Origin of the sequence: Neorhizobium galegae (genome assembly GCF_017877055.1) — a bacterium.
GTDB lineage: Bacteria > Pseudomonadota > Alphaproteobacteria > Rhizobiales > Rhizobiaceae > Neorhizobium > Neorhizobium galegae_D.
Window position 1 is genome coordinate 1,640,072 of the sequence record NZ_JAGIPG010000001.1, and the last position, 22,284, is coordinate 1,662,355.

Annotated in this window: 24 protein-coding genes; 11 read left to right on the plus strand and 13 right to left on the minus strand. The window is 61.9% G+C overall.

Translation table 11 applies throughout. The annotated features are described in order from the left end of the window. Positions 1-77: 77 nt before the first annotated feature. Positions 78-962, minus strand: a complete 885-nt coding sequence (locus J2857_RS07620) for an alpha/beta hydrolase (RefSeq protein WP_210009474.1) — start codon at positions 960-962, stop codon at positions 78-80. 195 nt (positions 963-1,157) lie between these two features. Here J2857_RS07620 and parE point away from each other — a divergent pair, with 195 nt between their 5' ends. Then, positions 1,158-3,209 carry a DNA topoisomerase IV subunit B gene (gene parE / locus J2857_RS07625; protein WP_210009475.1) on the plus strand — a complete coding sequence of 684 codons (2,052 nt, stop codon included), beginning with the start codon at positions 1,158-1,160 and terminating at the stop codon, positions 3,207-3,209. 24 nt (positions 3,210-3,233) lie between these two features. On the opposite strand, the gene J2857_RS07630 is transcribed toward parE, so the two are convergent. Next, positions 3,234-3,605, minus strand: coding sequence for a DoxX family protein (locus J2857_RS07630; RefSeq protein WP_210009477.1), 372 nt, complete (start codon positions 3,603-3,605; stop codon positions 3,234-3,236). A gap of 5 nt (positions 3,606-3,610) precedes the next feature. Next, a complete protein-coding gene (locus tag J2857_RS07635; RefSeq protein WP_210009478.1) occupies positions 3,611-6,160 on the minus strand; it encodes an HWE histidine kinase domain-containing protein in 2,550 nt (849 codons plus the stop codon). Between the two features lie 233 nt (positions 6,161-6,393). On the opposite strand from J2857_RS07635, the gene J2857_RS07640 reads away from it, so the two are divergent. Further along, entirely contained in the window at positions 6,394-7,632 is a 1,239-nt protein-coding gene (locus tag J2857_RS07640) for an AI-2E family transporter (RefSeq protein WP_245363049.1), read from the plus strand. Here J2857_RS07640 and J2857_RS07645 read toward each other — a convergent pair. Beyond that, the gene (locus J2857_RS07645; RefSeq protein ID WP_210009481.1) at positions 7,610-8,068 is read right to left on the minus strand and encodes a GNAT family N-acetyltransferase; all 459 of its coding nucleotides are present in this window, start codon (positions 8,066-8,068) and stop codon (positions 7,610-7,612) included. The two genes, J2857_RS07640 and J2857_RS07645, sit on opposite strands and share 23 nt — an antisense overlap. Positions 8,069-8,190: 122 nt before the next feature. Here J2857_RS07645 and J2857_RS07650 point away from each other — a divergent pair, with 122 nt between their 5' ends. Continuing rightward, a complete protein-coding gene (locus J2857_RS07650) occupies positions 8,191-8,634 on the plus strand; it encodes a hypothetical protein (protein ID WP_210009482.1) in 444 nt (147 codons plus the stop codon). 8 nt (positions 8,635-8,642) lie between these two features. Here J2857_RS07650 and J2857_RS07655 read toward each other — a convergent pair whose 3' ends face one another. Continuing rightward, entirely contained in the window at positions 8,643-9,770 is a 1,128-nt protein-coding gene (locus J2857_RS07655) for a DUF2336 domain-containing protein (protein WP_210009483.1), read from the minus strand. Between the two features lie 190 nt (positions 9,771-9,960). Between J2857_RS07655 and J2857_RS07660 the strand changes: the two genes are divergently transcribed. Next, on the plus strand, positions 9,961-10,539 hold the full coding sequence (locus J2857_RS07660; RefSeq protein ID WP_210009484.1) for a hypothetical protein: 579 nt from the start codon (positions 9,961-9,963) through the stop codon (positions 10,537-10,539). Here J2857_RS07660 and J2857_RS07665 read toward each other — a convergent pair. Further along, positions 10,529-11,149: a flavin reductase family protein gene (locus J2857_RS07665; RefSeq protein WP_210009485.1), complete on the minus strand. Its 621-nt coding sequence runs from the start codon at positions 11,147-11,149 to the stop codon at positions 10,529-10,531. The genes J2857_RS07660 and J2857_RS07665 overlap by 11 nt on opposite strands. An 8-nt stretch (positions 11,150-11,157) precedes the next feature. Further along, positions 11,158-11,736, minus strand: a complete 579-nt coding sequence (locus J2857_RS07670) for a nitroreductase family protein (RefSeq protein ID WP_210009486.1) — start codon at positions 11,734-11,736, stop codon at positions 11,158-11,160. A gap of 105 nt (positions 11,737-11,841) precedes the next feature. On the opposite strand from J2857_RS07670, the gene J2857_RS07675 reads away from it, so the two are divergent. Further along, entirely contained in the window at positions 11,842-12,828 is a 987-nt protein-coding gene (locus tag J2857_RS07675; RefSeq protein WP_210009487.1) for a hypothetical protein, read from the plus strand. Between the two features lie 127 nt (positions 12,829-12,955). On the opposite strand, the gene thrS is transcribed toward J2857_RS07675, so the two are convergent. From thrS to J2857_RS07695, 4 genes are all read right to left on the minus strand, one after another. Next, complete coding sequence (thrS, locus tag J2857_RS07680; RefSeq protein WP_210009488.1) at positions 12,956-14,968, minus strand: threonine--tRNA ligase; 2,013 nt, start codon at positions 14,966-14,968, stop codon at positions 12,956-12,958. A 129-nt stretch (positions 14,969-15,097) separates the two neighbouring features. Further along, positions 15,098-15,622: a DUF1697 domain-containing protein gene (locus tag J2857_RS07685; protein WP_210009490.1), complete on the minus strand. Its 525-nt coding sequence runs from the start codon at positions 15,620-15,622 to the stop codon at positions 15,098-15,100. An 8-nt stretch (positions 15,623-15,630) separates the two neighbouring features. After that, complete coding sequence (gene yidD / locus J2857_RS07690) at positions 15,631-16,008, minus strand: membrane protein insertion efficiency factor YidD (RefSeq protein ID WP_210009492.1); 378 nt, start codon at positions 16,006-16,008, stop codon at positions 15,631-15,633. 4 nt (positions 16,009-16,012) lie between these two features. Further along, the gene (locus J2857_RS07695) at positions 16,013-16,462 is read right to left on the minus strand and encodes an iron-sulfur cluster assembly scaffold protein (RefSeq protein WP_210009494.1); all 450 of its coding nucleotides are present in this window, start codon (positions 16,460-16,462) and stop codon (positions 16,013-16,015) included. A gap of 286 nt (positions 16,463-16,748) precedes the next feature. Between J2857_RS07695 and folE the strand changes: the two genes are divergently transcribed. From folE to J2857_RS07710, 3 genes are all read left to right on the plus strand, one after another. Further along, positions 16,749-17,363 carry a GTP cyclohydrolase I FolE gene (gene folE, locus J2857_RS07700; protein WP_210009496.1) on the plus strand — a complete coding sequence of 205 codons (615 nt, stop codon included), beginning with the start codon at positions 16,749-16,751 and terminating at the stop codon, positions 17,361-17,363. A gap of 28 nt (positions 17,364-17,391) precedes the next feature. Continuing rightward, the gene (gene hisI / locus J2857_RS07705) at positions 17,392-17,853 is read left to right on the plus strand and encodes a phosphoribosyl-AMP cyclohydrolase (RefSeq protein ID WP_210009498.1); all 462 of its coding nucleotides are present in this window, start codon (positions 17,392-17,394) and stop codon (positions 17,851-17,853) included. Positions 17,854-17,961: 108 nt separating this feature from the next. Then, complete coding sequence (locus J2857_RS07710) at positions 17,962-18,921, plus strand: patatin-like phospholipase family protein (RefSeq protein ID WP_210009500.1); 960 nt, start codon at positions 17,962-17,964, stop codon at positions 18,919-18,921. Between the two features lie 41 nt (positions 18,922-18,962). Here the strand turns inward: J2857_RS07710 and J2857_RS07715 are convergent, their stop codons facing one another. Together J2857_RS07715 and J2857_RS07720 are read right to left on the minus strand one after the other, a co-directional pair. Beyond that, positions 18,963-19,397: a CBS domain-containing protein gene (locus J2857_RS07715; RefSeq protein ID WP_210009502.1), complete on the minus strand. Its 435-nt coding sequence runs from the start codon at positions 19,395-19,397 to the stop codon at positions 18,963-18,965. Between the two features lie 130 nt (positions 19,398-19,527). Further along, a complete protein-coding gene (locus tag J2857_RS07720; protein ID WP_210009503.1) occupies positions 19,528-20,286 on the minus strand; it encodes a rhomboid family intramembrane serine protease in 759 nt (252 codons plus the stop codon). Positions 20,287-20,506: 220 nt separating this feature from the next. Here J2857_RS07720 and J2857_RS07725 point away from each other — a divergent pair, with 220 nt between their 5' ends. From J2857_RS07725 to J2857_RS07735, 3 genes are all read left to right on the plus strand, one after another. Continuing rightward, positions 20,507-21,088, plus strand: a complete 582-nt coding sequence (locus tag J2857_RS07725; RefSeq protein ID WP_210009504.1) for a PAS domain-containing protein — start codon at positions 20,507-20,509, stop codon at positions 21,086-21,088. A gap of 112 nt (positions 21,089-21,200) precedes the next feature. Next, complete coding sequence (locus tag J2857_RS07730) at positions 21,201-21,812, plus strand: PilZ domain-containing protein (RefSeq protein ID WP_210009505.1); 612 nt, start codon at positions 21,201-21,203, stop codon at positions 21,810-21,812. Positions 21,813-22,010: 198 nt separating this feature from the next. After that, positions 22,011-22,274: a hypothetical protein gene (locus J2857_RS07735; RefSeq protein WP_210009506.1), complete on the plus strand. Its 264-nt coding sequence runs from the start codon at positions 22,011-22,013 to the stop codon at positions 22,272-22,274. The last annotated feature ends 10 nt before the right edge of the window (positions 22,275-22,284 follow it).

Sequence of the window (22,284 nt, forward strand, 5' to 3'; positions counted from 1 at the left end):
GGTTTTAGACATATCCTGCGTGAATTGGTATGCAAAAGACAGGTTTTGGTTCAGGACCTTGGTTAACGAGCCGCCTTTCAGTGGCTGGTCAGCACAAAATTCAGGACCTTCCGCCAGTCCACCATCCGGATCGGCGTCCCGTGGCTGCCGGTCGCGAACAGAGTGAACCGGGTCGGATAGCGTGCGGTCTTCAGCTTGCGATAGACCGCGTCCTGATCCTCGGACTTGTAGACGCTGTCGCTGCCGCCATGCGCGAAATAGATGGGCAGCTTGCGCTTTGCCAGGGCCGATTTAGGCAAATCCGGGTCCGGCGGGCCGCCGAGCAGCGCCATGCCCTTCAGATACCCCACCGTCTGTTTGTCGCGGCTGATGCCCTGGCAGATGAACCCGCCCATCGAGGCGCAGGCGAGGATCACCGGCCGTCCGGACGACTGGTCGAACGCATAGCGGATCAGCGCCGCGATATCGGCGACCCCTTTGTCGTCGAATGAAGTGACGCTCGGCGAATAATAGGTGCCGCCGTTACCGGTCGCGAGGTTTTTCAGGCGATTGAAATTGCCGCCGAACGTATAGTCGTTGACGCCGAGCCGGCGGTCGCCGCCGCGGCCGTGGATGAAGATCACCGTGAAGGCGGCGCCCTTAGCCTGTCCCACCCTGGTGACATCGAGCCGGCGCCCGCCAAGCTCCAGCGTCTCGTTCTGCTGAGAGCCTCTGACGCCCAGGGAAACATACTCGTCCTTGACGCGCCGTTCCGGCTCGCGGTCGCGGCCGTTGATGTCGCGCATTTCCTGGTAGTCGATCACCTCGTAGGCGCCGCCGTCGGAGGATTGCAGCACCGTCATCCGGGAAAAAAGCTCGTCCTTGAAGGGCTTTATCGGCCCTTCCTGCGCTTGCGCCGAAGCTGCGCCAAGAGTTGCCAGGACAGCAAGAACCGTGCCGAAAACGAAATGAACTGTGGACATGCTTGGTTTCATCAGGTTCCCTCAGCCTCGCAAGCTTGCCATGGCCCGATCGGCGCAGCATTGGTGAAAAACGACCGTTTCCATGCGGCATCGCGAAAAAGCCGGGTTTCTGGCAGAATCGCGAGTGATTCGAAACAGCACGAGATGGGTATGGCTTCCTCTTCCGCACCCCGACAGGTAGTACCGACGCAGCCAATGGATGACAATAACGACCTTTTTGCCGATCTGCCGGTGACAGCCAAGGCGATCGCCGTCGAACCCGCGCCCGCCCTCAAGGCGGAGCCTTCGACACCGCGCGCCGCTCCGACGACATTGTCCGGCGACGACTACGGCGCCTCCTCGATCCGCGTGCTCGAGGGCCTGGAGCCGGTGCGCATGCGCCCCGGCATGTATATCGGCGGCACCGACGAAAAGGCGATGCACCACCTCTTCGCCGAAGTCATCGACAATTCGATGGATGAGGCGGTTGCCGGCCATGCGGACTTCATCGACGTCCATCTCGATGCCGAGGGTTTCCTGACGGTCACCGACAACGGCCGAGGCATCCCGGTCGAGAACCATCCCCAGGTGCCGGGCAAGTCGACACTCGAAGTCATCATGACCAAGCTGCATGCCGGCGGTAAATTCGACGGCAAGGCCTACGAGACGTCAGGCGGCCTGCACGGCGTCGGCGTTTCCGTCGTCAACGCGCTGTCCGACCTTCTCGAAGTGGAAGTCGCCCGCAATCGCAAACTCTACCGCCAGCGCTTTTCGCGGGGCGTGCCGCAGGGCGGCCTCGAAGAACTCGGCGACGTCCATAACCGCCGCGGGACCCGGGTGCGCTTCCATCCCGACCCGCAGATTTTCGGCGATCATGCGAAATTCGATGCCGGCCGTATCTTCCGCATGGCGCGCTCAAAAGCCTATCTGTTCGGCGGCGTCGAGATCCGCTGGAGCTGCGATCCGGGCATGGTTCCCGCCGGCGGCGACATCCCGGAAAAGGCGGTCTTCCACTTCCCCGGCGGCCTGAAGGACTATCTCTCCGCCACGCTCGGCAAGGACTTCACGGTGACGCGCGAAATCTTCGCCGGCCGCACCGAAAAGACCGGCGGCCATGGCGCGATGGAATGGGCGATCACCTGGTATGGCGGCGATCCCGAACTGCATTCCTATTGCAACACCATTCCGACACCGGAAGGCGGCACGCACGAAGCGGGGCTCCGCATCGCGCTGACCAAGGGTCTCAAGAATTATGCGGACCTGACGCAGAACAAGCGTGCCAAGGACATCACCACCGACGACGTGATGATCTCGGCGGTCGGCATGCTTTCGGTCTTCATCCGCGAGCCGGAATTCGTCGGCCAGACCAAGGACAAGCTTGCAACCGTCGAAGCCCAGCGCATCGTCGAAAACATCCTGCGCGATCCTTTCGACCACTATCTTGCCGGCAACCCGGCCGAAGCCGCGAAACTGCTCGAATGGGTGATCGAGCGCGCCGAAGAGCGCCTGCGCCGCCGCAAGGAAAAGGAAGTCAACCGCAAGACGGCCGTGCGCAAGCTGCGCCTGCCTGGAAAACTCGCCGACTGCTCGCAGAACACCGCCGAGGGTGCCGAACTCTTCATCGTCGAAGGGGACTCGGCCGGAGGCTCCGCCAAGCAGGGCCGCAACCGCGCCAACCAAGCCATTTTGCCCTTGCGTGGAAAAATCCTCAACGTCGGCAGCGCCAGCCGTGAGAAGCTCTCAGCCAACCAGCAGATCGCCGATCTCATCCAGGCGCTCGGCTGCGGCACCCGGACAAAATATCGCGAGGAAGACCTCCGTTACGAGCGCATCATCATCATGACCGATGCGGACGTCGACGGCGCCCATATCGCCTCGCTGCTGATCACCTTCTTCTACCAGGAAATGCCCGAGTTGATCCGCGGCAACCATCTCTACCTGGCGGTGCCGCCGCTCTACGTTCTGCGCCAGGGCGGCAAGACCGTCTATGCTCGCGACGATGCCCACCGGGCGGAACTGATGGAAACGGTGTTCAAGGGCAAGAAGGTCGAGATCGGCCGCTTCAAAGGCCTTGGCGAGATGATGGCGGCGCAGCTCAAGGAAACCACGATGGATCCTGCCCATCGTACGCTGCTTCGTGTTTCGATCGACGACGTGGATTTCGAAGGTACTCGCGAGGCAGTCGACAACCTGATGGGCACCAAGGCGGATGCGCGCTTCCGCTTCATCCAGGAGCGTGCAGCGTTTGCCGAAAACCTCGATATCTGAGCCGGACTTCCGGCTTGGATAGCCTTAGAAACCTTGGGCGGCCACGATCAGCAGGCCGCCCACCACGCCGATATTGGCGATCCAGCCATTGATCGCGCCCTCCCGGGCAAAGCCGTCCTTGTTCCAGAAATCGAGGATGATCCACGAGGCGATAAGCGTGAAGGCGACAAGGCCAAGCGCCGCCCAGCCGGCGTAAAAACCGAAGATCACCATCAAGCCCGCAAACGCCTCGAAGATACTGCCGGTGATCAAAACTTGCCGCGGACGCGGTATCCCGCGCGCCGCCATCGGCGCGGTCACCGTGGGGAGGATGAATAAATGCCGGACGCCGGCCACCACGAAAATGCCCCCGATGAGCATGCGTCCGAAGACCATCAGGAATTCCGCCGCGGCCATGAAAGTCAGCTCCGTTCGCCGAGCACCTTGGTAACGGCGCCGATCAATGCCGCCGCCTCATAAGGCTTGAGGACGACAGGCGCGGAAAAACTTGCCGGGATGATCGACCTGTCGCTGTAGCCTGTCGCGAAAATGAAAGGAATGTCCCGGCGGATCAGTTCCTCGGCGATCGGCAGCGATGTGCCGGAGCCGAGATTGACGTCGAGGATCGCGACATCGAACGTGAACTCCTTGAGCTTTCGGAAAGCGTCGGCAACTGAGGGCGTCGTCGTCACCTTGTCGATGCCATGCTCGGCAAGCATCGCTTCCACGTCCGCGGCAATCAGCATCTGGTCCTCCACCAACAGGAATTCGAGGTCCTGAAGCCGGGGCGCAGCTTTGTCCTGGCCAACAGCGCTGCTGCGCTCCTCGGATTCGACTTCCGCCAACTCCTCATCGCCATGGATGTGTTTCGACGGCACCACGAAGCGCGCCCTCACCCCTTCGGGCGGATATTCGATCTTCGCCTCGCCCTCCAGCTCGTACGGCACGCTGCGGGTGATCAGGACGCTGCCAAAACCGGCGCGTGACGGGAGGTTTACCGGCGGCCCGTCTTTTTCTGTCCAGACGAGTTCGCAATCGTGGTTGGCAAGTCGTCGCCACTCGACATCCAGCCGTCCGCCATTGACCGAGAGCGAACCGTATTTTGCAGCGTTGGTCGACATCTCGTGCAAGACCAGCGCCATCACCGAAAAGGCACGGCTGTCGAGCCATATGCGCGGCCCCCTGAGCGTGACGTTGCGCGTTCCCTCCCTGTAGGGCTTCAGCTCCGCTTCCAGAAGATCGGACAACACGCCGCCGTCGCCGCCGCGCACGACCTGGTCATGAGCGAAGGCAAGCGCCTGGATGCGTCCCTTGAGCGAGCCGACATAATCCTTGAGGCTGACGTCGGCGTCGACCGAATGCCCGACCAGCGCCTTGATCACCGCAAGGATGTTCTTGACCCGATGGTTGAGCTCCTCGTTCAGCATCCGCTGACGCACGTCCGCCTTGCCGCGTTCGTCGGCCAGCAACTCGTTGTGATGCAGAACCACTTCGACAAGCACGGCACGGATGGCGTCGGCGATCTCACGGTCGCCATCGGTCCAGGGCGGGGCCTGCTGATGCACCATCTCCTTCCAGACGGCGAAACTCCTGCGGGGTGTCAGCCGGTCTCCGAGCGGCCCCGTCTCGTAGGTTTTTTCAGGATTGCCCGCCCAGTTGAGCGTCTGCACCATTTCCCGGCGGAAGAAGAACAGGTAGTCGCGCGGTCGCTGCGAGAGCGGGATAGCCAGCACGCCGCAGATCGTGTCCGGAGAAATGTGCAGCCCCGGCAGATCCACGGAAAGCTGGAAGCTGGACCAGATCCTGCCGCCCGCGGCATCGCCGACCAATTCTGCGAGCTTTGCTATCAGGTTCTGCGGCGGCACTACCCCTTCGCCGGTCCATGTGCCGTCGAGCAGCAGGCCGACGCCGTCGCAGGCCAGCATCTTACTGAATTCGCCAAGCGAATTGCGCAGCAGCCCGGTAATGTTCGGATGGTGGGAGGCTGCCTGCAGGAAGCGATCGAGCGACCGTCGCGCCTGGCCTGCCGTCTCCATGAGTTGCCGTTGCTTCAATGCGCTCAGATGCAGCGAGAAAAATTCACCGAAGGTTTCCGCCGCCACCCGCTGCGGCATCGAGAGCACTTTCGGAGAATAGTGGTGGCAGGCGATCAGGCCCCAGAGCTCGTTGTCCACCACGACCGAGATCGACATCGAAGCCGCGACACCCATGTTGCGCAGATATTCGCAATGGATGGGCGAAACGCTGCGCAGATGCGCGAAGGACAGATCCAGCGCCTCGCCTGCCTCGTCGGTTTCCGGCACGATCGGGATGCGCGGGTTGCCGGCGTCGGAAATCACCCGCACGGTGTTCTTGACGTAAAGCGCGCGGGCCTGTTTCGGGATGTCGCCTGCCGGGAAATACTGCCCCTTGAAGCTTTCGAGGTCGCGCCTCTTGTATTCGCTGACGACCTTTCCGGAACCGTCCTCCTCGAAACGATAGATCATTACCCGATCGTAGCCGAGCATGGCATAGATCAGCCGCGCCGAGCTTTCGATCAGCCGGTCGAGGCTGGCGACATTGCGGATGCGGCTGATCAGCATGCGCGCCACTTCGAGCGGCTGGTCGGAATCGGTCGATGCCGGCTCGAACTCCAGGATCACCTTGGATTCGAAACGATGGATCGAGACGTCGAACGCGGCTCCCGAGGCAAACCTGAGACCATGCCGAAGCGCCGGCCTCGCCGGGTTGTCGGACGTGGCGAGCGCATTGCGCAATGTATGCGCCGCCTCCCCGCCGACGATCTCCTCCAGCCGCCGGCCGTTGATATCTCCCGTGATCGAAAGCATGTCCGCCACATTGGCGGAGTGTTGCACGATCTCCGCTCCAGCGGCGTCGCAGGCGATAAGGCATCCATGAGGTTGAATGCTGCCGGGGATGTGGATCGGCTCTCGGTCGCAATTGCTAAGGTCGACCGCGTCCCTGTGAGGCATATTACAAGTCCCTGAAGACAGTCCGACCAATAGAATGGGGACAGCAGACGCTTCGGCATCCTTAAGGTTCGGAAAAGTTCGGCAAGAAGGTTTGCATCGTAATTCCGGCCGTGCCGCAAGGTGATTTCATATTTTTATCGCATCTGCCGTCTAGGGCAAGGAGTAAGCTTCCTTTTAATGGATGACGCATTAGGCTTGTACCAGGGAACCTCATAAGCCATATGATGGTGAAAATGAAAAAAGGAAATGTGGTGAGCGGAAATAACGATCGCAAGGGCCCGAAGGAGCCGCGCTGGCTTGGGCCAGTCGCGCCGAGCAGGGTTGCGCTCATCCCGCCGATCTCCGCTGCTCGCTGGCTTCTCGTGCTTGTCGCTGCTGCCGGCATCTATTTCTTCCATGGCTTCCTGGTCCCGGTTCTCGCCGCTCTGGTGATCGGTTTCGCAAGCTGGCCGCTCTACCGCGAGCTGCTGCGCCGGATTGGCGGCAACACCACCATCGGCGCCTCGCTCGCCATCATCTTCATCCTGACCTTCCTGATCGTGCCGATCGGCATCGCGATCTCCTATACGATCGGCGAGGTGCGTCAGTGGATCGTCTGGGCGGCCGAAGTGAACCGTTTCGGCGCCCCGCCGCCCGCCTGGATCACCGGCCTTCCCTGGGTCGGAGAATGGCTCGGCATCCAGTGGGTCCAGCATGTCGGCTCGCCCGGTGCGGTCGGCGAACTGATCCAGATCGTCTCGGGCGCCAATATCGGCAATATCTACCGCGCCATCGTGGCGGCGGGCGACGGCGCCTTCCATCTCGTGCTGACGCTGCTCTTCATGCTGATTGCGCTGTTCTTCGTCTATCGCGACGGCGGCTCCTTCAGCGAGCAGATCGACCTTCTCGGAGAGCGCATCCTGCCGACCCGTTGGGAGCGCATCTCGCGTGTCGTTCCAAGGACGATCAGTTCGACCGTGACCGGCCAGACGCTGATTGCAATCGGCGAAGGCATCGTGCTCGGCATCGCCTACTGGATCGCAGGCGTCCCCTCGCCTGTCACCCTCGGCGTATTGACCGGACTGATGGCGCTCATCCCGGGTGGCGCACCGCTGTCTTTCTCGCTCATCTCGTTTTATCTGGTCGCCAACGGCGCCTATGTCGCCGGCGGCGGCCTTTTCCTCTGGGGCACGGTCGAGCTCTTCATCGTCGACAAGACGCTGCGGCCGCGCCTGGTCGGCGGCCCGATCAAGCTTCCCTTCCTGCCGACATTCTTCGGTCTCGTCGGCGGCGTCAGCACCATGGGTTTTCTCGGCCTGTTCATCGGCCCGGTGCTGATGGCGCTGCTGGTGTCGATCTGGCGCGAATGGATCCGGGAAGTGAAGATGGCCGACGTGACCGAGGTCGAATCGACCGATTTGGCCAAAGGGCCGGCGGCACCTCCGGACCTTCCGCCCGAGCTTCCCGTGGTCAGGAAAGTCTCTTCTCCATGAAGATGCTGAGCGGATCGGCCCGGTAGTTCGAGAACGGCCCGATCTCTGAAAAGCCGCAGGCGCGATAAAGCCCGATCGCCTGCGGTTGATGGATGCCAGTCTCCAGCCGGATCGCCGCCAGGTTAAGCTCGCCGCCGCGTTGCAGGATCGCATCCATCAGTCGCCGGCCGAGCTTCAGGCCCCGTGCCGCCTCGTCGACGAACATCCGTTTGATCTCCCCGATGCCGTCGCCCGCCTCGACCAGCGCTCCGCAGCCCAAAATTGTGTCGCCGTCACGCGCCACGAAAAAGGAAACGCCGGGGCCTTCGAGGGTCGCGGCATCCACCATGTGATTGCTTTCGGTGGGGTAGAGCGAGGCCGCATAGGCATCGGAGAGTTCGAGAAGCTTCAGCACGCCCGCCTGGCGCGGCGGTTCGATCGCAATGGTGACGGTCATTTTCGGCCTCCGGGAGTCTTCGGTAAGAGCATGGCTTGGCTGAGACGGTATATGTGTAAAACCTGCCTTGGTTGGGTCAAGATTGCCCGCTCTAAGTCGCTGGCCATATTCCAGGGGACGACATGAATCCTGCGCTGATCGTCATGACCATTCTCGGCTGCAACGACGCCGGAACGGATTGCCACTATATCGCCACCGCTGAAAACCGCTGGCCGAGCATCGAGATGTGCAATTCGGTGTCGGAGCAACAGCTGTCCGGTTATGCAAACCAGCCCTTTCCGATGCTGATCGCCGTCTGCCAGAAGCCGGAAGCCGCCGAGATCGCCAACGCGCCGGTTCCGCAGGCTCGACCCGAGACGGCACCGCCCGCCTCATCCGGGCAGCAGGCCGCGGTGCCTGCTCAGGAGCCGGTGACCCAGCAGGAGAAGGAAACGCTTGCGGGCCGGGCCATCCAGCGGGTCAAGACGGTGCTTCCGACCACCGAAGGGGTGAAAACACTGATGACCAGTCCGGTGCGGCTGGTCGAGAACGGCTATTCCTGGGTCGCCAAGAAATTCCAGCGCTAAGCCGGCGGTTACGCCGCCAGCGACACCCCGTTTGCGTAGGATCGCGCGCTGAGCCGGACTTCCAGCCGATGCAGCTTCTCGATCATCTCGAGGAGGTCGCAGACCGGCGAAAGCTGCATGTCCGATCGCTGGAACTTTTCGAGCAGGAGGCCGGCGATATTGTCGAGCGTGCCGTTTGCCGCCGCCTTGCGCCAGAGGAAGACCGCTTCGACGAAGACGGCTGCGATATCCCGTCCGAGGCCCGAGGCTTCGAAGAGCGCCCGCACCGCATGCATACGGCCGGTCGCAAGGATCGCCCGCACCCGGCGGTCGTCCAGGCCGGACAGCGAAACCATCGCGCCTGCGAAAAAATCGACCTTGCCGCTGCAGAGCGCATGGATGAGAAAGGCGGGCGTCAGCCGTCCGGCGGTGCGCAAATGTTCCACCAGGCCGGGGATCTCCTCCTGCAGGACGGCGCCTGCGATGGCGACAGCTGCGGCCTCTCCTGCCTCGCGGGTCATGTGCTCGATCCGGGCCGGCGCCATGCTGGTCCGCACCAGTCCGGAGCCGGCAAGCGCTGCGGCAATGTGGTTGACCAGCATGTGGCGGGCATCCGCCGGCAGCGCGTCGCGCTCCAGCAGCAGGTTGCGGATTTCGCAGCAATGCCCGAACCGCTCGGCGATCCGCCTGAGCGAAACCCGGGTGATCGAGGCGGTCCCGTTTTCCAGAAGAATTGTGACTTCGCATTCGTCGCCGATCTCGGCGATGGCGGCAGCGATCCCGCGCGAAAGGTTCGGCCTTGCTGCGATCATTCCGCGGGTCAGGCTGTCGCTGCGCCCGGCAAGATCGACGAGGTCGTTTTCGGTGAGCACCGGCGAGCGGGCGATGACCGTGCAGGCGATCTCCGGCTGATCTTCTGCAAGGCACACGATGACGGCGCGTGGGGAATCGGGGGAATCCGCCAGAGCCTCCGCGAGCGCCAGGCGCACCTGCGGCGAGGGATCGTCGAGGAGATAGGTCATGGCAAGCGCCGCCGCCCGATGCTGCTCGCCACCCATGGGTGAGCGGAGATAGGCCCGGCCGAGAGCATTGGCCGCCTTCGCCCTCTCGCCTGCTCTTGCTGTTTCAGCCCAACGAAGAAATGCCTGTACGATCACACTCGGCCTCGACTACACATGCCAGGTTCAGATCCTGGCTGGCTTGTTAGGTCACGCTAGTGTCAAAAAGTTTAAGATTGGTTCACCACGTTCCTTAACCATGGCGAAGTCCTTGAAAATACGGTCCTGGTTTATCGTTGCCCCCTCCGCGAAAGCCGCAAAGGTCCATTCAGCGGGCGCGGATGTGACTGTGCTCGACCTGACAGGCGCCCCTGAGTCGTGGAACGGGGTTGGGGATTTCTGCCGGGCATGGGCCGACTTGGCGCCGGCCGCGGACCTGGCTTTCCTGCTGCCGGCTTTTTCTTCGGCAAGAACGGAGACCGCCGTCGATCTGGTCATCCGACATGACGCCAGCTCGGTCGTGCTCTCGGGCGCCCGCAGCGGCGGCGAAGTGCAGAGGCTGGACATGGCTTTGCGCGTGGCGGAAATCCGGACAGGGCTGGCACCGGGCAAGACGGCGATCGTCGCGCTAGCCGATGGGGCCGGCATCCTCGCCGCCTCCGGCTTCGAGCGCTGCAGCAATCGCCTGGCGGCCCTCGGCTGGGAAGGTGGCTACGATCCCTCCTCCGATACCGCGCGTCTTGCGGCGGGGGCCATCGCGCTCGCCGCCGCTGCCGCAGGCATAGCGGCCATCGACGCCGTCTCGCCCAAGGGGAGCGCGGCTCCCCTCCAGTCTGACTGCGAAAGAGCGAGAGCAAACGGTTTCTCGGGCAAGCTCTGCCGCCGTCCCGATCAAATTCCGAGCATCAATCGGATTTTCAGTTTTTAGGATCGGCGCCCGCCGGCCGGGTCATTTCGAACACGTCTGCCCCGCCGTCGGAGTAGTCGCGATAGCCCATGCGGGCGATCGGCCGTGCTAGCCCCATGTCGATCCGCCCGTTACGGAGAATCTCCTCGCTGATATGGATTCCGACCACCTGGCCGAAAACCATGTGGGCCTCCGCCGGCTTGCCGTCCAATCCGACCGGCTGGATCACCTGCGTGACGCGGCATTCCAGCACGGTATAGGCTTCCGCGACGTAAGGCGCGTCGATGAGTTCCGCCATCTTGGCGGTCAGCCCCGCCACCTCGAACTCGCTGACGCCGTAGGGCACGGCCTCCGACGAGGCGTTCATCTGCGCGGCCAGGTGACGGCTTGCAAGGCTTGCAGTGAAGACGCCGGTTTCCTCGGCGTTCTTCAGGCTGTGCTTGCGGCCGCTGGAGGAGAACATCACCAGTTTGGGGTTGTCGGAAATGGCGTTGAAGAAGGAATAGGGCGACAGGTTCATCGACCCGTCCCTGCCCTTCGTGCCGATCCAGCCGATCGGGCGCGGCGCGACGATCGCCTTGAAGGGATCGTGCTTCAGTCCATGCTGGTTGGTGTCGGTTGTGTAGAACATCGAAAACCCTATTCGCCGGCGTAGGTGACGATCTGCGACAGTTCCGGCCGAGGGCGGTCCGGCGTCGGGAAATCACTCGAACCGATATGGATGAACCCGGCCACCTTTTCGCCCGGCTTGATGCCGAGGAAAGCCAGCGCCTCGTCGTCGTAGGCGACCCACTCGGTACGCCAGTTGGCGACGTAGCCATGCGCGCTTGCGGCCATCAGCATGTTGAAGCAGACGGCGCCGGCCGAGAGCACCTGTTCCCATTCGGGGATTTTCGGATGCGGTGCCGCGGTGCTGACGACGGCCACGACCAGCGGCGCGCGGGTGAAGCGCGTCAGCTCCGCCTGCCTTGCGGCGTCGGTCATGTCGGGCATCTTCTTGAGCGACAGCGCCAGAAACTGTTCGCCGAGCGTCCTGCGCACGTCGCCGCGATAGACGACGACCCGCCACGGCGCCAGCTTGCCGTGATCAGGGATGCGGGTCGCAAAGGTGAGAATCGCCTCCAGTTCCTCCTGCGAGGGAGCCGGCTCCTTCATCTGGGCGACCGGCGTGGAATGCCTGTCGCGCAGGAAATCGATGAGTTTAACGTCATTTTGCATGGTCAAAGCTTTCATTTGGAACTGGCGGTCGGGAAGGTCTTGAAATTGCCTTGTCATTGGTCTTCAAGTGACGTCTCGGAAAACAAGAGTCAACCGGTACAACAGATGGCAGGCACTTCCCTTGCGGCACGCTGGTTCCTTGCCGGAGCGATGGCTCTCGGCACAGCTTTCAGCGCATCCGCTCAGGAAGACGCCTTCAAGAATTTTCGTGCGCTGGACAGCACGGCGAAGATGCCCAAGCTCAACGCCTTCTCGGCTTTGCCGGGTGGCCCGCCCGGTGCCCTCTCGAGGGACGTGCAATTCGACGCCAAACTGACGTCCGACGGCCAGCCCATGCAGGAAGGCCTCACCTGGCGTGTCTTCAGCCCGATCGCCGGCGAAGACGGTAAATTGCCTCTGGTGGCCAGTTCCGAAGGTGGCTCCGCGTCGTTCCAGCTCGCCCCCGGCGACTATTTCGTCAATTGCGCGTTCGGCCGCGCCGGCGTCACCAAGAAACTGAAAGTCCCTGAAAGCGGCAACGTGCCGAAACAGACGCTGGTGCTCGATGCCGGCGGTTTCGTTTTGAACGCGGTTGCCGGTACCGACCAGCGCATTCCGCCCAAGGAGCTGAGCTTTTCGGTCTATTCGGCGGAAGTGCGCGATAACGGCGATCGGGCGCTGGTGATGTCGGACGTGAAGCCGAACACGGTCGTGCGGCTGAATGCCGGCACCTATCATGTCGTTTCCGAATATGGCGACGTCAATGCGGTGGTGCGGGCCGATATCCAGGTGGAGGCGGGCAAGCTCACTCAGGCAGTGCTGCAGCATCGCGCCGCCCAGATCACGCTGAAGCTCGTCTCACAGGCAGGCGGCGAAGCGATCGCCGATACGGCCTGGTCGGTGCTGACGGCTGCCGGCGACGTCGTCAACGAAAGCGTCAGTGCTTTCTCGACAATGGTCCTGTCGGAGGGCGAATATCTCGCCGTCGCCCGCAACAAGACCAAGATCTACCAGCGCTCGTTCACCGTCAAAGCCGGCCATAATACCGAGGTGGAAGTGCTGATGCGCGATACGCCTCAGGTGGCTGGCACTGTCGCCAATGACAGGAACTAGCCGGGTTTCCGCAGGCATCGCCAAACCTCAGCCAGCCTGGCAAAACCATTCCGTCTTATCGCTGGCATATTGTATGACGGCGCCTGCGTTCACTGGCGCCGTCATGACTTGACTCAGTCTGCTGCGGTCAGGCTGCTGCCTTTGCCGCCTTCCTGGCTTCGAGGCGACGCAGCACATCCGGCGGCGTTGCCTCGAGGCTGAGCGAGGCGATCGCCTCGTCCAGCGTCATCGACGTCTGGGCCTGCGAGCCGAGACGGCGGATGTTGACTGAACGTTCTTCGGCTTCCTTTTTGCCGCAGACGATGATCACCGGCACCTTGGTGACCGAATGCTCGCGGATCTTGTAGTTGATCTTCTCGTTGCGGAAATCGGTCTCCACGACCATGCCCGCATCGCGGAGCGCTTCCGCCACCTCACGGCCGTAATCGTCGGCATCCGAGGTGATCGTCGCCACCACCACCTGCATCGGGGCGATCCACAGCGGCATGTGGCCGGCAAAGTTCTCGATCAGGATGCCGAGAAAACGCTCCATCGAGCCGCAGATGGCGCGATGGATCATCACCGGCTGGGTCTTTTCCGAGTTCTGGTCGATGTAGAAGGCGCCGAACCGCTCCGGCAGGTTGAAGTCGACCTGCGTGGTGCCGCACTGCCATTCGCGGCCGATTGCGTCCTTCAGCGTATATTCGAACTTCGGACCGTAGAACGCGCCCTCGCCCGGCAGGATGCCGGTCTTGATGCGGCCTTCCGACTGCGCCTCGATCGTCTTCAGCACATCGAGCATGACGGATTCGGCACGATCCCAAAGCGCGTCGGTGCCGACGCGCTTGTCCGGCCGGGTCGACAGCTTGACGACCACTTCCTGGAAGCCGAAATCCTCGTAGACCGACAGGATCAGGTCGTTGATCCGCAGGCATTCGGCGGCCATCTGCTCATCGGTGCAGAAGACGTGCGCGTCGTCCTGAGTGAAACCGCGGACGCGCATGAGGCCGTGCAAAGCGCCGGATGCCTCGTAGCGATGCACGAGCCCAAATTCCGCAAGCCGGATAGGGAGTTCACGGTAAGACTTCAGACCATGCTTGAAGATCTGCACGTGACCTGGGCAGTTCATCGGCTTCAGTGCAAAGACGCGGTTGTCCGCTTCCTTGTCTTCCGGATGCGTGAATGCATAGGCAGACTTCACCGCGAACATGTTCTCCTGGTACCAGCCCCAGTGGCCGGAAGTCTCCCAGAGCGAGGCATCGAGAACCTGCGGTGCATTGACTTCCTCGTAGGTGCCGGCCAGGCGGCGGCGCATATAGGCGGTCAGCGTCTGGAACATGCGCCAGCCCTTGCCGTGCCAGAACACGACGCCCGGGCCTTCTTCCTGGAAATGGAAGAGGTCCATTTCCCGGCCGAGCTTGCGGTGGTCGCGCTTTTCAGCTTCGGCCAGCACATGCAGGTACTGGTCGAGTTCTTCCTGCGTCGCCCAGGCGGTGCCGTAGATGCGGGTCAGCATGGCGTTGTTGGAGTCACCGCGCCAATAGGCGCCGGCAACCTTCATCAGCTTGAAGGCCGTACCGATCTGGCCGGTCGAGGCCATATGCGGACCGCGGCAAAGGTCGAACCAGTCGCCTTGATAATAGATCTTGAGATCCTGGTCCTCCGGGATCGCATCGATCAGTTCGACCTTGTAGCCTTCGCCCTTGGCGGCGAAGACTTCGCGGGCCTTCTCACGAGACCAGACCTGTTTGGTGAACGGCTTGTTGCGGCCGATGATTTCCTTCATCTTCGCCTCGATCTTCGGCAGATCGTCGGGCGTGAAAGGCGCGTTGCGGGCGAAATCATAATAGAATCCGTTCTCGATCACCGGGCCGATGGTGACTTGCGTGCCGGGCCAAAGCTCCTGCACGGCCTCCGCCATCACGTGGGCGGCGTCGTGGCGGATCAGTTCCAGCGCCTGCGGATCAGTGCGGGTGACGATTGCGATCGAACCGTCGGTGACGGGATCGGCAAGGTCCTGCAGCGTGCCGTTGATGGTAACGGCGACGGCTTTCTTGGCGAGCGACTTGGAAATGCCCTCGGCAACGTCACGGCCGGTCGTGCCGGCGTCAAAAACGCGGACGGAGCCATCGGGAAATGTAAGGGAAACGGATTGGGACATGTCTTTCTCCTGTCCAGTCCCGCCAACGAATGCGGGTGGTGTTGGAATAAATGGCGGCGGTTAGCCCTTCGGGCGCAGCCGGCGTGGCTGATAAATGTTTTTCGCGTTTGAGTAAAGGCGAGCGGCCGATCAGCCGATCATTTCGGCAAGCCCGGCAACCGTATTGGCATTGCGGATCGTGCCGATCCCGAGCTTAACCGTGGTCATCGCCGACAGGAGCCGAGTCTCGCTCGCCTTGCCGCCGAAATCGACCCAGAGGTCTCCGGCAACGATGGCGATCTTTTCCTCGCCGCGATGGCGTTCGAGCAGGTTGAGCACGCCCTCGTCGAGCGGTGCCCGCATTACCCGCACACCGACCTCCGAGCCTTCCCGCGCCGGAAACGGATTGCCGTCCGCGAGCTTCAGCCAGTCGGCGCCGGTCCTGGCGATGATATCGACATGTTTGCCGAACCTCTTCTCGAACGCGGTTTCCAACGCCTGCTCGATGTCACCAATCGGTAACCGGTCGGTTTCGAACACCAGGTTGCCGGTCGAGGCCAGCGTTCGGCAGTTCCGGTAGCCGAGATCTTCCGCCATGCCGCGCAGGTCGGCCATGACGACCCGTTTGCCGCCGCCGAGAACGATGCTGTAAAGCAGCGCGACATATGTACTCATCGGAGCCCTCATGGATGCGCTGCCGGGTCAGCATGACGTCGCCAGTATCGCCACGGCGTCCACCAATGCTGCCGCACTTCCAGCGCTTCCGGCACCGGATCGAGCCCGCCCCTGCCGCCCGGCCCGCAACGGGCCACCCGAAACAGCGCCATCCACCCACCGGGCCACAGCCCATGCCTCGCCACCGCCTCGTAGCCGTATTCCGAACAGGTCGGGATATGCCGGCAGGAATTGCCGATGAAGCCGGACAGCGTCAGCTGGTAGAAGCGGATCAGCCCCATGCCGAGCAGCCGGCCGGGCGTCTTGGCGAAAGGTCCGGACCAGTTGCGGGAAAAGCCGGGCTTGGGCTTGGAATGGCGATGCCCGCAGTCGGGAGTGTCGCACATCGGATCAGACCGTGGCCGCTTCGGCCCGTTCCTTCGCCTCGATCTGGTCGATCGCATCGACGACCGCCTCGAAGGTCAGCATGGTGGAGGCATGCCGGGCCTTGTAGTCCTTGACCGGCTTCAGGTAGCGCATCTCCTCGAACCGGCCGTCCGGCCCCTCGCCGCCTTCCTTCAGCATGGCGAGCATGTCCTGGCGTGCCCTGCGGATTTCGGCAGTCGTCGCTCCGATCACGTGCCGCGCCATGATCGAGGACGAGGCCTGGCCGAGCGCGCAGGCGCGCACCTCATGGGCGAAATCCGTAACCCGGTCGCCGTCCATCTTCAGATGCACGCGTACTTTCGAGCCGCAGAGCTTCGAATGTTTTTCGGAACTCGCGTCCGCATCGGGCAACACGCCCGTATGGGTAATATTGCCGGCGAATTCGAGGATCTTGCTGTTATAGATGTCGTCCATCAAGGCTCGCTTTGAACCCGCCGTCGCGCGTTGAACACTGTGTCACGGCCAGCGGACTACCATAAAAGGGTTCCTGCCATTATATGTGATGTCCAGGCGAGATCATCAAGAAAGGATGTTTTCACGAAATCCTACCGAAAACGGAATAGGATATCTTGTAAAAACGTTCGCCGAAGGTCAGATATCGCCGGATTGCCCAAAAAATCAGCCGCAGGTGCCCAGCGGCTGGTCAGTCCGTGAGTAACGCCAGTCGGATGCGGCCTTGAACCGCATCAGGAGACGATAGATGGATGCCATAGTGAAGAATTTCCCGGCTTCGAAAGAGAAGCAGGTCCGCCCGTCGCAGCACGAAGCCGAAGAAGCCGTGCGCGTGCTGCTGCGATGGGCCGGTGACGATCCGGCCCGCGAAGGCCTGCTCGACACCCCGAAGCGCGTCGCCGCCGCCTACCGTGAACTGTTTGCAGGTTACGAACAGTCGCCGGAAGACGTGCTCGGCCGCACCTTCGAGGAAGTCTCGGGTTATGACGATATCGTACTGGTGCGCGACATCCCGTTCTTCTCCCATTGCGAACACCACATGTTGCCGATCATCGGCAAGGCGCATGTCGCCTATCTGCCGAACGGCCGCGTCCTCGGCCTCTCGAAGATTGCCCGTGTCGTCGAAATCTTCGGCCGTCGCCTGCAGACCCAGGAAAACCTGACGGCGCAGATTGCCAATGCGATCGAGGAAACGCTGAAGCCGCGCGGCGTCGCCGTCATGATCGAGGCCGAGCACCTGTGCATGGAGATGCGCGGCGTGCTGAAGCAGGGCTCGCATACGATGACGACGACGTTTACCGGCGAGTTCAAGGCGAACGCCGCCGAACAGGCCCGTTTCTTCACGCTGGCCCGCAACCGCTGACATTCGGTTGTCCGGGCGGAGTTTCCCGATGCCGCTTTCTTTCGACCAGCCTTCCGCCGACAAGACGGAACTCGAAGGCGCTGGCGCCTTCACGCCCCGCTTCGATCAGAACGGTCTCGTCACCGCCGTCGTCACCGACGTGCGTGACGGCGAACTGCTGATGGTCGCGCATATGGATGCCGAGGCGCTGGCGCTGACGGTTAAGACCGGCATCGCCCACTACTACAGCCGTTCGCGTGCCAAAATCTGGAAAAAGGGCGAATCCTCCGGCAATCTCCAGACCGTTCATGAACTGCGCACCGACTGCGATCAGGATGCCGTCTGGCTGAAGGTCTCGGTCGCCGGGCATGACGCCACATGTCATACCGGCCGCCGCTCCTGTTTCTATCGGGTTGTTACCCAAAGTGATGGCAGGGCGGTTCTTGAAATCACCGACGATACGCGTCATTTTGACCCAGGTGTCGTCTATTCAGATCAAGGAACTATTTAGGGATTTGCCTTGTTTTTCGGCATGTCTCGACTGAATAAACGATTTCGAAATCTGTTGGTGCGCTAATCGACAGACCGGGGTTTGTTCAGCTGTGGAGGGTGTTGATCGATGCTGAACTGGAGTTGGAACCGTCACGATCCGCTTGCGGCACCCGCCGAAGGCGGCGAAGCGCAAGTTCTCGAACCCACACCTCCTCCCATCATCGAAGCCCCCAAAAAAGCAAAGCTCTCTCTCGCCCTTGGCGGCGGCGCCGCGCGCGGCTGGGCGCATATCGGTGTATTGCGGGCGCTCGACGAGGCCGGCATCGAAGTCGGCATGATTGCCGGCACCTCGATCGGCGCTTTGGTCGGCGGCTGTTATCTCGCAGGCAAGCTCGACGAGCTCGAAAACTTCGCCCGCTCGCTTACCATGCGCCGCATCGCCGGCCTGCTCGATCTGACGATCGGCGGCGGCGGTCTTCTTGGCGGCATGCGGCTGACCAAGCGGATGCAGGAACATCTCGAAGGCCTGTCGATCGAGGATCTCGATCGGCCTTTCGTATCGGTTGCGACCGAACTTCACACCGGCCACGAAGTGTGGATCTCGAGCGGCTCGTTGATCACCGGGCTTCGCGCTTCCTACGCCCTGCCGGGCATTTTCGAACCGGTGAAATGCAACAACCGGACGCTGGTCGATGGCGCCCTCGTCAATCCGGTGCCGACCTCCGTGTGCCGCGCTTACGAGCAGCCGCTGGTGGTCGCCGTCAACCTGAACTACGAGATTTTTGGACGGTCGGCTGTCGTCAAGCACAATGCCAGCGTCCAGCCCATGGACGATGGCCGCAAGAAACCCGAGGACGTTCGCGTCGGTCTGACCGGCACCATGGTGCAGGCTTTCAACATCATCCAGGAACGCATTTCCCGGGCGCGTCTGGCGGGCGATCCGCCGGACCTGGCGCTGCATCCGCGGCTTGCCGATATCGGACTGTCCGAATTCCACCGCGCCGGCGAAGCGATCGACCGCGGCTATACGGAAACTATGGCGCAGATCTCCGCGCTGAAACGCATGCAGGAAGTTTTCGCTCGCTAAGGCGCAGGCCTCGCCTTGCGGCGAGGCGCAGCCGAAAACACTCAGCCGGCGATATAAGCCTTAATCTGTTCGGCCTCGAGTTCGATCTCGCGGATGCGCGATTTCACCACGTCGCCGATCGAGATGATGCCGGCGAGCTTGCCGTCCTGTTCGACGGGCACGTGACGGAAACGGCCGCTGCTCATCATGCCCATCAGTTCATCGACGGTCGTGTCGTCCTTGCAGCGCTGCACCGAGGTGGTCATCGCCGACTTGACCGGCTGATCGAGCACGGCGGCACCCTTGCCGGCGACGGCGCGCACCAGGTCGCGTTCGGTAAAGATGCCGGCGATACGGCCTTCCATGCCGGTTACCACGACAGCACCGATCTTCTTGTCGTTGAGGATCCCGGCGACTTCGAGCAGCGTCTTGTCGGGACCGACGGTCACCACGTCACGCCCCTTCGCATCCAGCATGTTCTTGACGATTATTGCCATGGCTCTCTCCTCGCAACCAGTTCGGCTTGGACATCGTCCATTCCCGAAAAGCAAAGCGCCCGGGTGGAGGAACCGTCCCTGCACGTCTGCTGAAGTGTAGAGCGAGGCGGGAAAGAGATCAAGAAAGAGATCAAGGACGCGCGAGCGGCACGACGCGGCGCGGCAAGGGATCGAAAAAGCCGAACAGCAGGAAGCCGAACAGGAAGCCGCCGATATGCGCGTCCCAGGCGATCGGCCCCATGTCCGCGCCGAACAGCGTCACCCCGAAGGCGATCAGCAGGTTGCCGGCGAACCACATAGCGGTGAAGATCACCACGGTGCGGTTGCGGAAGGAGCCGAGGATCGACTGGCGCGGATAGAGATGCCCATGGGTTCTGTCATAACCGCGACGTTCCGGGAAGGCGAAACGGCAGGCGGCCCCCATCAGCGCCGAGACGACCCCCGACGCACCGATCAGCAGGGTCTCGTTGCCCCAGTTAAGCGCGGCATGGAAGAAGGCGGCGGCCACCGCCGAAAGGATCCAGAAGATCACGTAGCGCAGGGTGCCGATCCGCCGCACGACCGGCGCCCCGAAGGCCATCAGCCAAAGCGCATTGAAGAGGATGTGTTCGATGCCACCGTGCAGAAGCGAGTAGGTGACCGGCGTCCACGCCCATGCAAAACCCTGCTCGCCGAGCGGATAGACGTAGCGCAACGGCGTGAACGCCAGATTCACGATCACATAGGTCCGCATGTCCTCGTCCAGCACGTAGTCCTGCACGATGTAGATGACCGCAAGCAGGGCCAGCGTCACGACAAGGCTGCGCGGAAGATTGAAAATCGGTTGCGAACGCTCGGCGCCCTCATCCGCCTCGGGCTGTTCGTTTGCCATATCCGGCCCGTCGTTCATGCCAGTCCCTTCTGTCTTCTCATTCCCCTGCCGAATGGTCGACAGCCATATAGGAGCGGCCGTTCAAAGGAAAGCGCACCAGGATCACAGTAACGCCAGCAGATTGACAGGTCATGGAACATTAACCATGAGCCCTTCGCCGTGGCATGGATTTCGCTGCTGGAGAAGGACCAGCCGCGCATGAAGCGCGATCTGTCTCGAAATGTAACAGGTAAGATGAATGCGCAACCAGGCCAGCCGAGCGATCTTCGACTACTGGATCAATCTCAAGCAGGACGGGGCAGTTCCCCTCAAGACCGAGATCGATCCAGTCGCCTTGCGTCATCTTCTCCCGCATCTTTTCATGGCCGCCATGGACCCTGCCGGCACGCTGGCATTCCGCCTGGCGGGTACCCGCATCTGCGACCTGTTCGACCGTGAATTCCGAGGTCAGGCTTTCGCGAATGTCTGGCCGCAGACAGATCACCTGCAGCCGGTGGAAATCGCCCATAGCGTCATTCATTCGCAACAGCCGGCGCTTCTGGACGTTCTGGCCTCGAATGGCCACATCCGTCATGCCTACGAGATGCTGCTTCTGCCGATCCGGTCGGCGGAGGCGGCGGCGAGCGACCGCATCTTCGGTGCCCTCCTGCCCCGGCTCTCTCCCTATCCCGTAACAGCAACGCCGGCCGCCTTCCTGACGCTCGAGAACTGGACGTTCCTCACCGGCAGCGGTTCGCATTTCGGCGTACCGGTCACAGGCGATCGCGGGATTTTCCACAACACGCCAGGTCGCCTTCCGACCGATCACCCTCCCTCATGAGAGCGAATGCCGGTCGCAGCAGGCAGCAGCGACGCTGCCTTCCAAAACCTTCTGTTAACCGCGGCGCGCTAATACTCTTAACGATAGACTTAGAAGAGAAAAGCTCTCTCAAATGTATTCATTTCAGCCGGCTCATACTTCATCGACCCCCAACGTTCCTGCGCAGCGTTCCTTTCAGCGCGTGTCCGTCAATATTCAAGGACGGCTGATGCTGGCGACGCATGAGGAATTTCCCTGCAACGTCGTGGACATGTCGCCGGGCGACGTCAGCTTCGCCTGCGTCGGTCGTCCCCTCGTCGGCGAACGGGTGATCGCCTATCTCGATCATATCGGCCGGCTGGAAGGCATGGTCGTCAGCCTGTCGGGCACCGGCTTCGTGATGTCGATCAATGCGACGGACCGCAAGCGCGAGAAATTGGCCGCCCAGCTGACCTGGATCGCCAACAAGCATGAACTCGGCCTGCCGGAAGATCGCCGCCATGATCGCTTGGCGCCGCGCAATACCCGCACGGAGATCACGCTCGACGACGGCCGGCGTTATGCCTGCCGCATCGTGGACCTTTCGCTGTCGGGCGCCGCGATCGATATCGATATTCGCCCGGCGCTCGGCACCCCGCTCCGGCTCGGCAACATGCGCGGCCGCGTCGTGCGCCACTTCATGGAAGGCGTGGCGATCGAGTTCAATTCGGTCCAATCGCGCGAAACGCTCACCGAATTCCTCTAAAAGCGTTCTTGCCACCACGATCCAAAAGCGTCCCGCCCGGGGCGCTTTTTTGTTGTCCATCTCCGCCAGCCAGCCTGTTTCATTGCTGGACAGACCGGGGAACGGTGGCGGTCTGTGCCGAAACGAACTTTTTTTTCAAGAAAATGTCCCCTTTCGGCACTTTTTTCGAGCCCGAGAATCGGCCCCGATGAGCCCGATTTGACTGTGGCGCGCCTCCGTCTGCACCTTCCTCTTCTGCTCGAACACGGCCAACCGTCGTCATTTCCAGACTTCCGACGCTCCGTCGGCTATGCCTGCCCACCGCTGAAAATCCTTGAATTACAGTTGGATAGCGGGACGGCGGCAATGCCGGCCAATGCCGGTAGAGCCCATTTTATGAAAACCAACGGCAAATTCGTCTCTAATTTTATGAAAGTTCGAGATGTATTTGATCTGTGTTTTAGACGAATTGAATTCAAATAAGATATTGATT

Excerpts from the sequence above, each read along its gene's own strand:
- J2857_RS07620 (WP_210009474.1), bottom strand. The coding sequence starts at position 962 with ATGTCCACAGTTCATTTCGTTTTCGGCACGGTTCTTGCTGTCCTGGCA.
- parE (WP_210009475.1), top strand. The coding sequence starts at position 1,158 with ATGGATGACAATAACGACCTTTTTGCCGATCTGCCGGTGACAGCCAAG.
- J2857_RS07630 (WP_210009477.1), bottom strand. The coding sequence starts at position 3,605 with ATGGCCGCGGCGGAATTCCTGATGGTCTTCGGACGCATGCTCATCGGG.
- J2857_RS07635 (WP_210009478.1), bottom strand. The coding sequence starts at position 6,160 with ATGCCTCACAGGGACGCGGTCGACCTTAGCAATTGCGACCGAGAGCCG.
- J2857_RS07640 (WP_245363049.1), top strand. The coding sequence starts at position 6,394 with ATGAAAAAAGGAAATGTGGTGAGCGGAAATAACGATCGCAAGGGCCCG.
- J2857_RS07645 (WP_210009481.1), bottom strand. The coding sequence starts at position 8,068 with ATGACCGTCACCATTGCGATCGAACCGCCGCGCCAGGCGGGCGTGCTG.
- J2857_RS07650 (WP_210009482.1), top strand. The coding sequence starts at position 8,191 with ATGAATCCTGCGCTGATCGTCATGACCATTCTCGGCTGCAACGACGCC.
- J2857_RS07665 (WP_210009485.1), bottom strand. The coding sequence starts at position 11,149 with ATGTTCTACACAACCGACACCAACCAGCATGGACTGAAGCACGATCCC.
- J2857_RS07670 (WP_210009486.1), bottom strand. The coding sequence starts at position 11,736 with ATGCAAAATGACGTTAAACTCATCGATTTCCTGCGCGACAGGCATTCC.
- J2857_RS07675 (WP_210009487.1), top strand. The coding sequence starts at position 11,842 with ATGGCAGGCACTTCCCTTGCGGCACGCTGGTTCCTTGCCGGAGCGATG.
- thrS (WP_210009488.1), bottom strand. The coding sequence starts at position 14,968 with ATGTCCCAATCCGTTTCCCTTACATTTCCCGATGGCTCCGTCCGCGTT.
- J2857_RS07685 (WP_210009490.1), bottom strand. The coding sequence starts at position 15,622 with ATGAGTACATATGTCGCGCTGCTTTACAGCATCGTTCTCGGCGGCGGC.
- yidD (WP_210009492.1), bottom strand. The coding sequence starts at position 16,008 with ATGTGCGACACTCCCGACTGCGGGCATCGCCATTCCAAGCCCAAGCCC.
- J2857_RS07695 (WP_210009494.1), bottom strand. The coding sequence starts at position 16,462 with ATGGACGACATCTATAACAGCAAGATCCTCGAATTCGCCGGCAATATT.
- folE (WP_210009496.1), top strand. The coding sequence starts at position 16,749 with ATGGATGCCATAGTGAAGAATTTCCCGGCTTCGAAAGAGAAGCAGGTC.
- hisI (WP_210009498.1), top strand. The coding sequence starts at position 17,392 with ATGCCGCTTTCTTTCGACCAGCCTTCCGCCGACAAGACGGAACTCGAA.
- J2857_RS07710 (WP_210009500.1), top strand. The coding sequence starts at position 17,962 with ATGCTGAACTGGAGTTGGAACCGTCACGATCCGCTTGCGGCACCCGCC.
- J2857_RS07715 (WP_210009502.1), bottom strand. The coding sequence starts at position 19,397 with ATGGCAATAATCGTCAAGAACATGCTGGATGCGAAGGGGCGTGACGTG.
- J2857_RS07720 (WP_210009503.1), bottom strand. The coding sequence starts at position 20,286 with ATGAACGACGGGCCGGATATGGCAAACGAACAGCCCGAGGCGGATGAG.
- J2857_RS07725 (WP_210009504.1), top strand. The coding sequence starts at position 20,507 with ATGCGCAACCAGGCCAGCCGAGCGATCTTCGACTACTGGATCAATCTC.
- J2857_RS07730 (WP_210009505.1), top strand. The coding sequence starts at position 21,201 with ATGTATTCATTTCAGCCGGCTCATACTTCATCGACCCCCAACGTTCCT.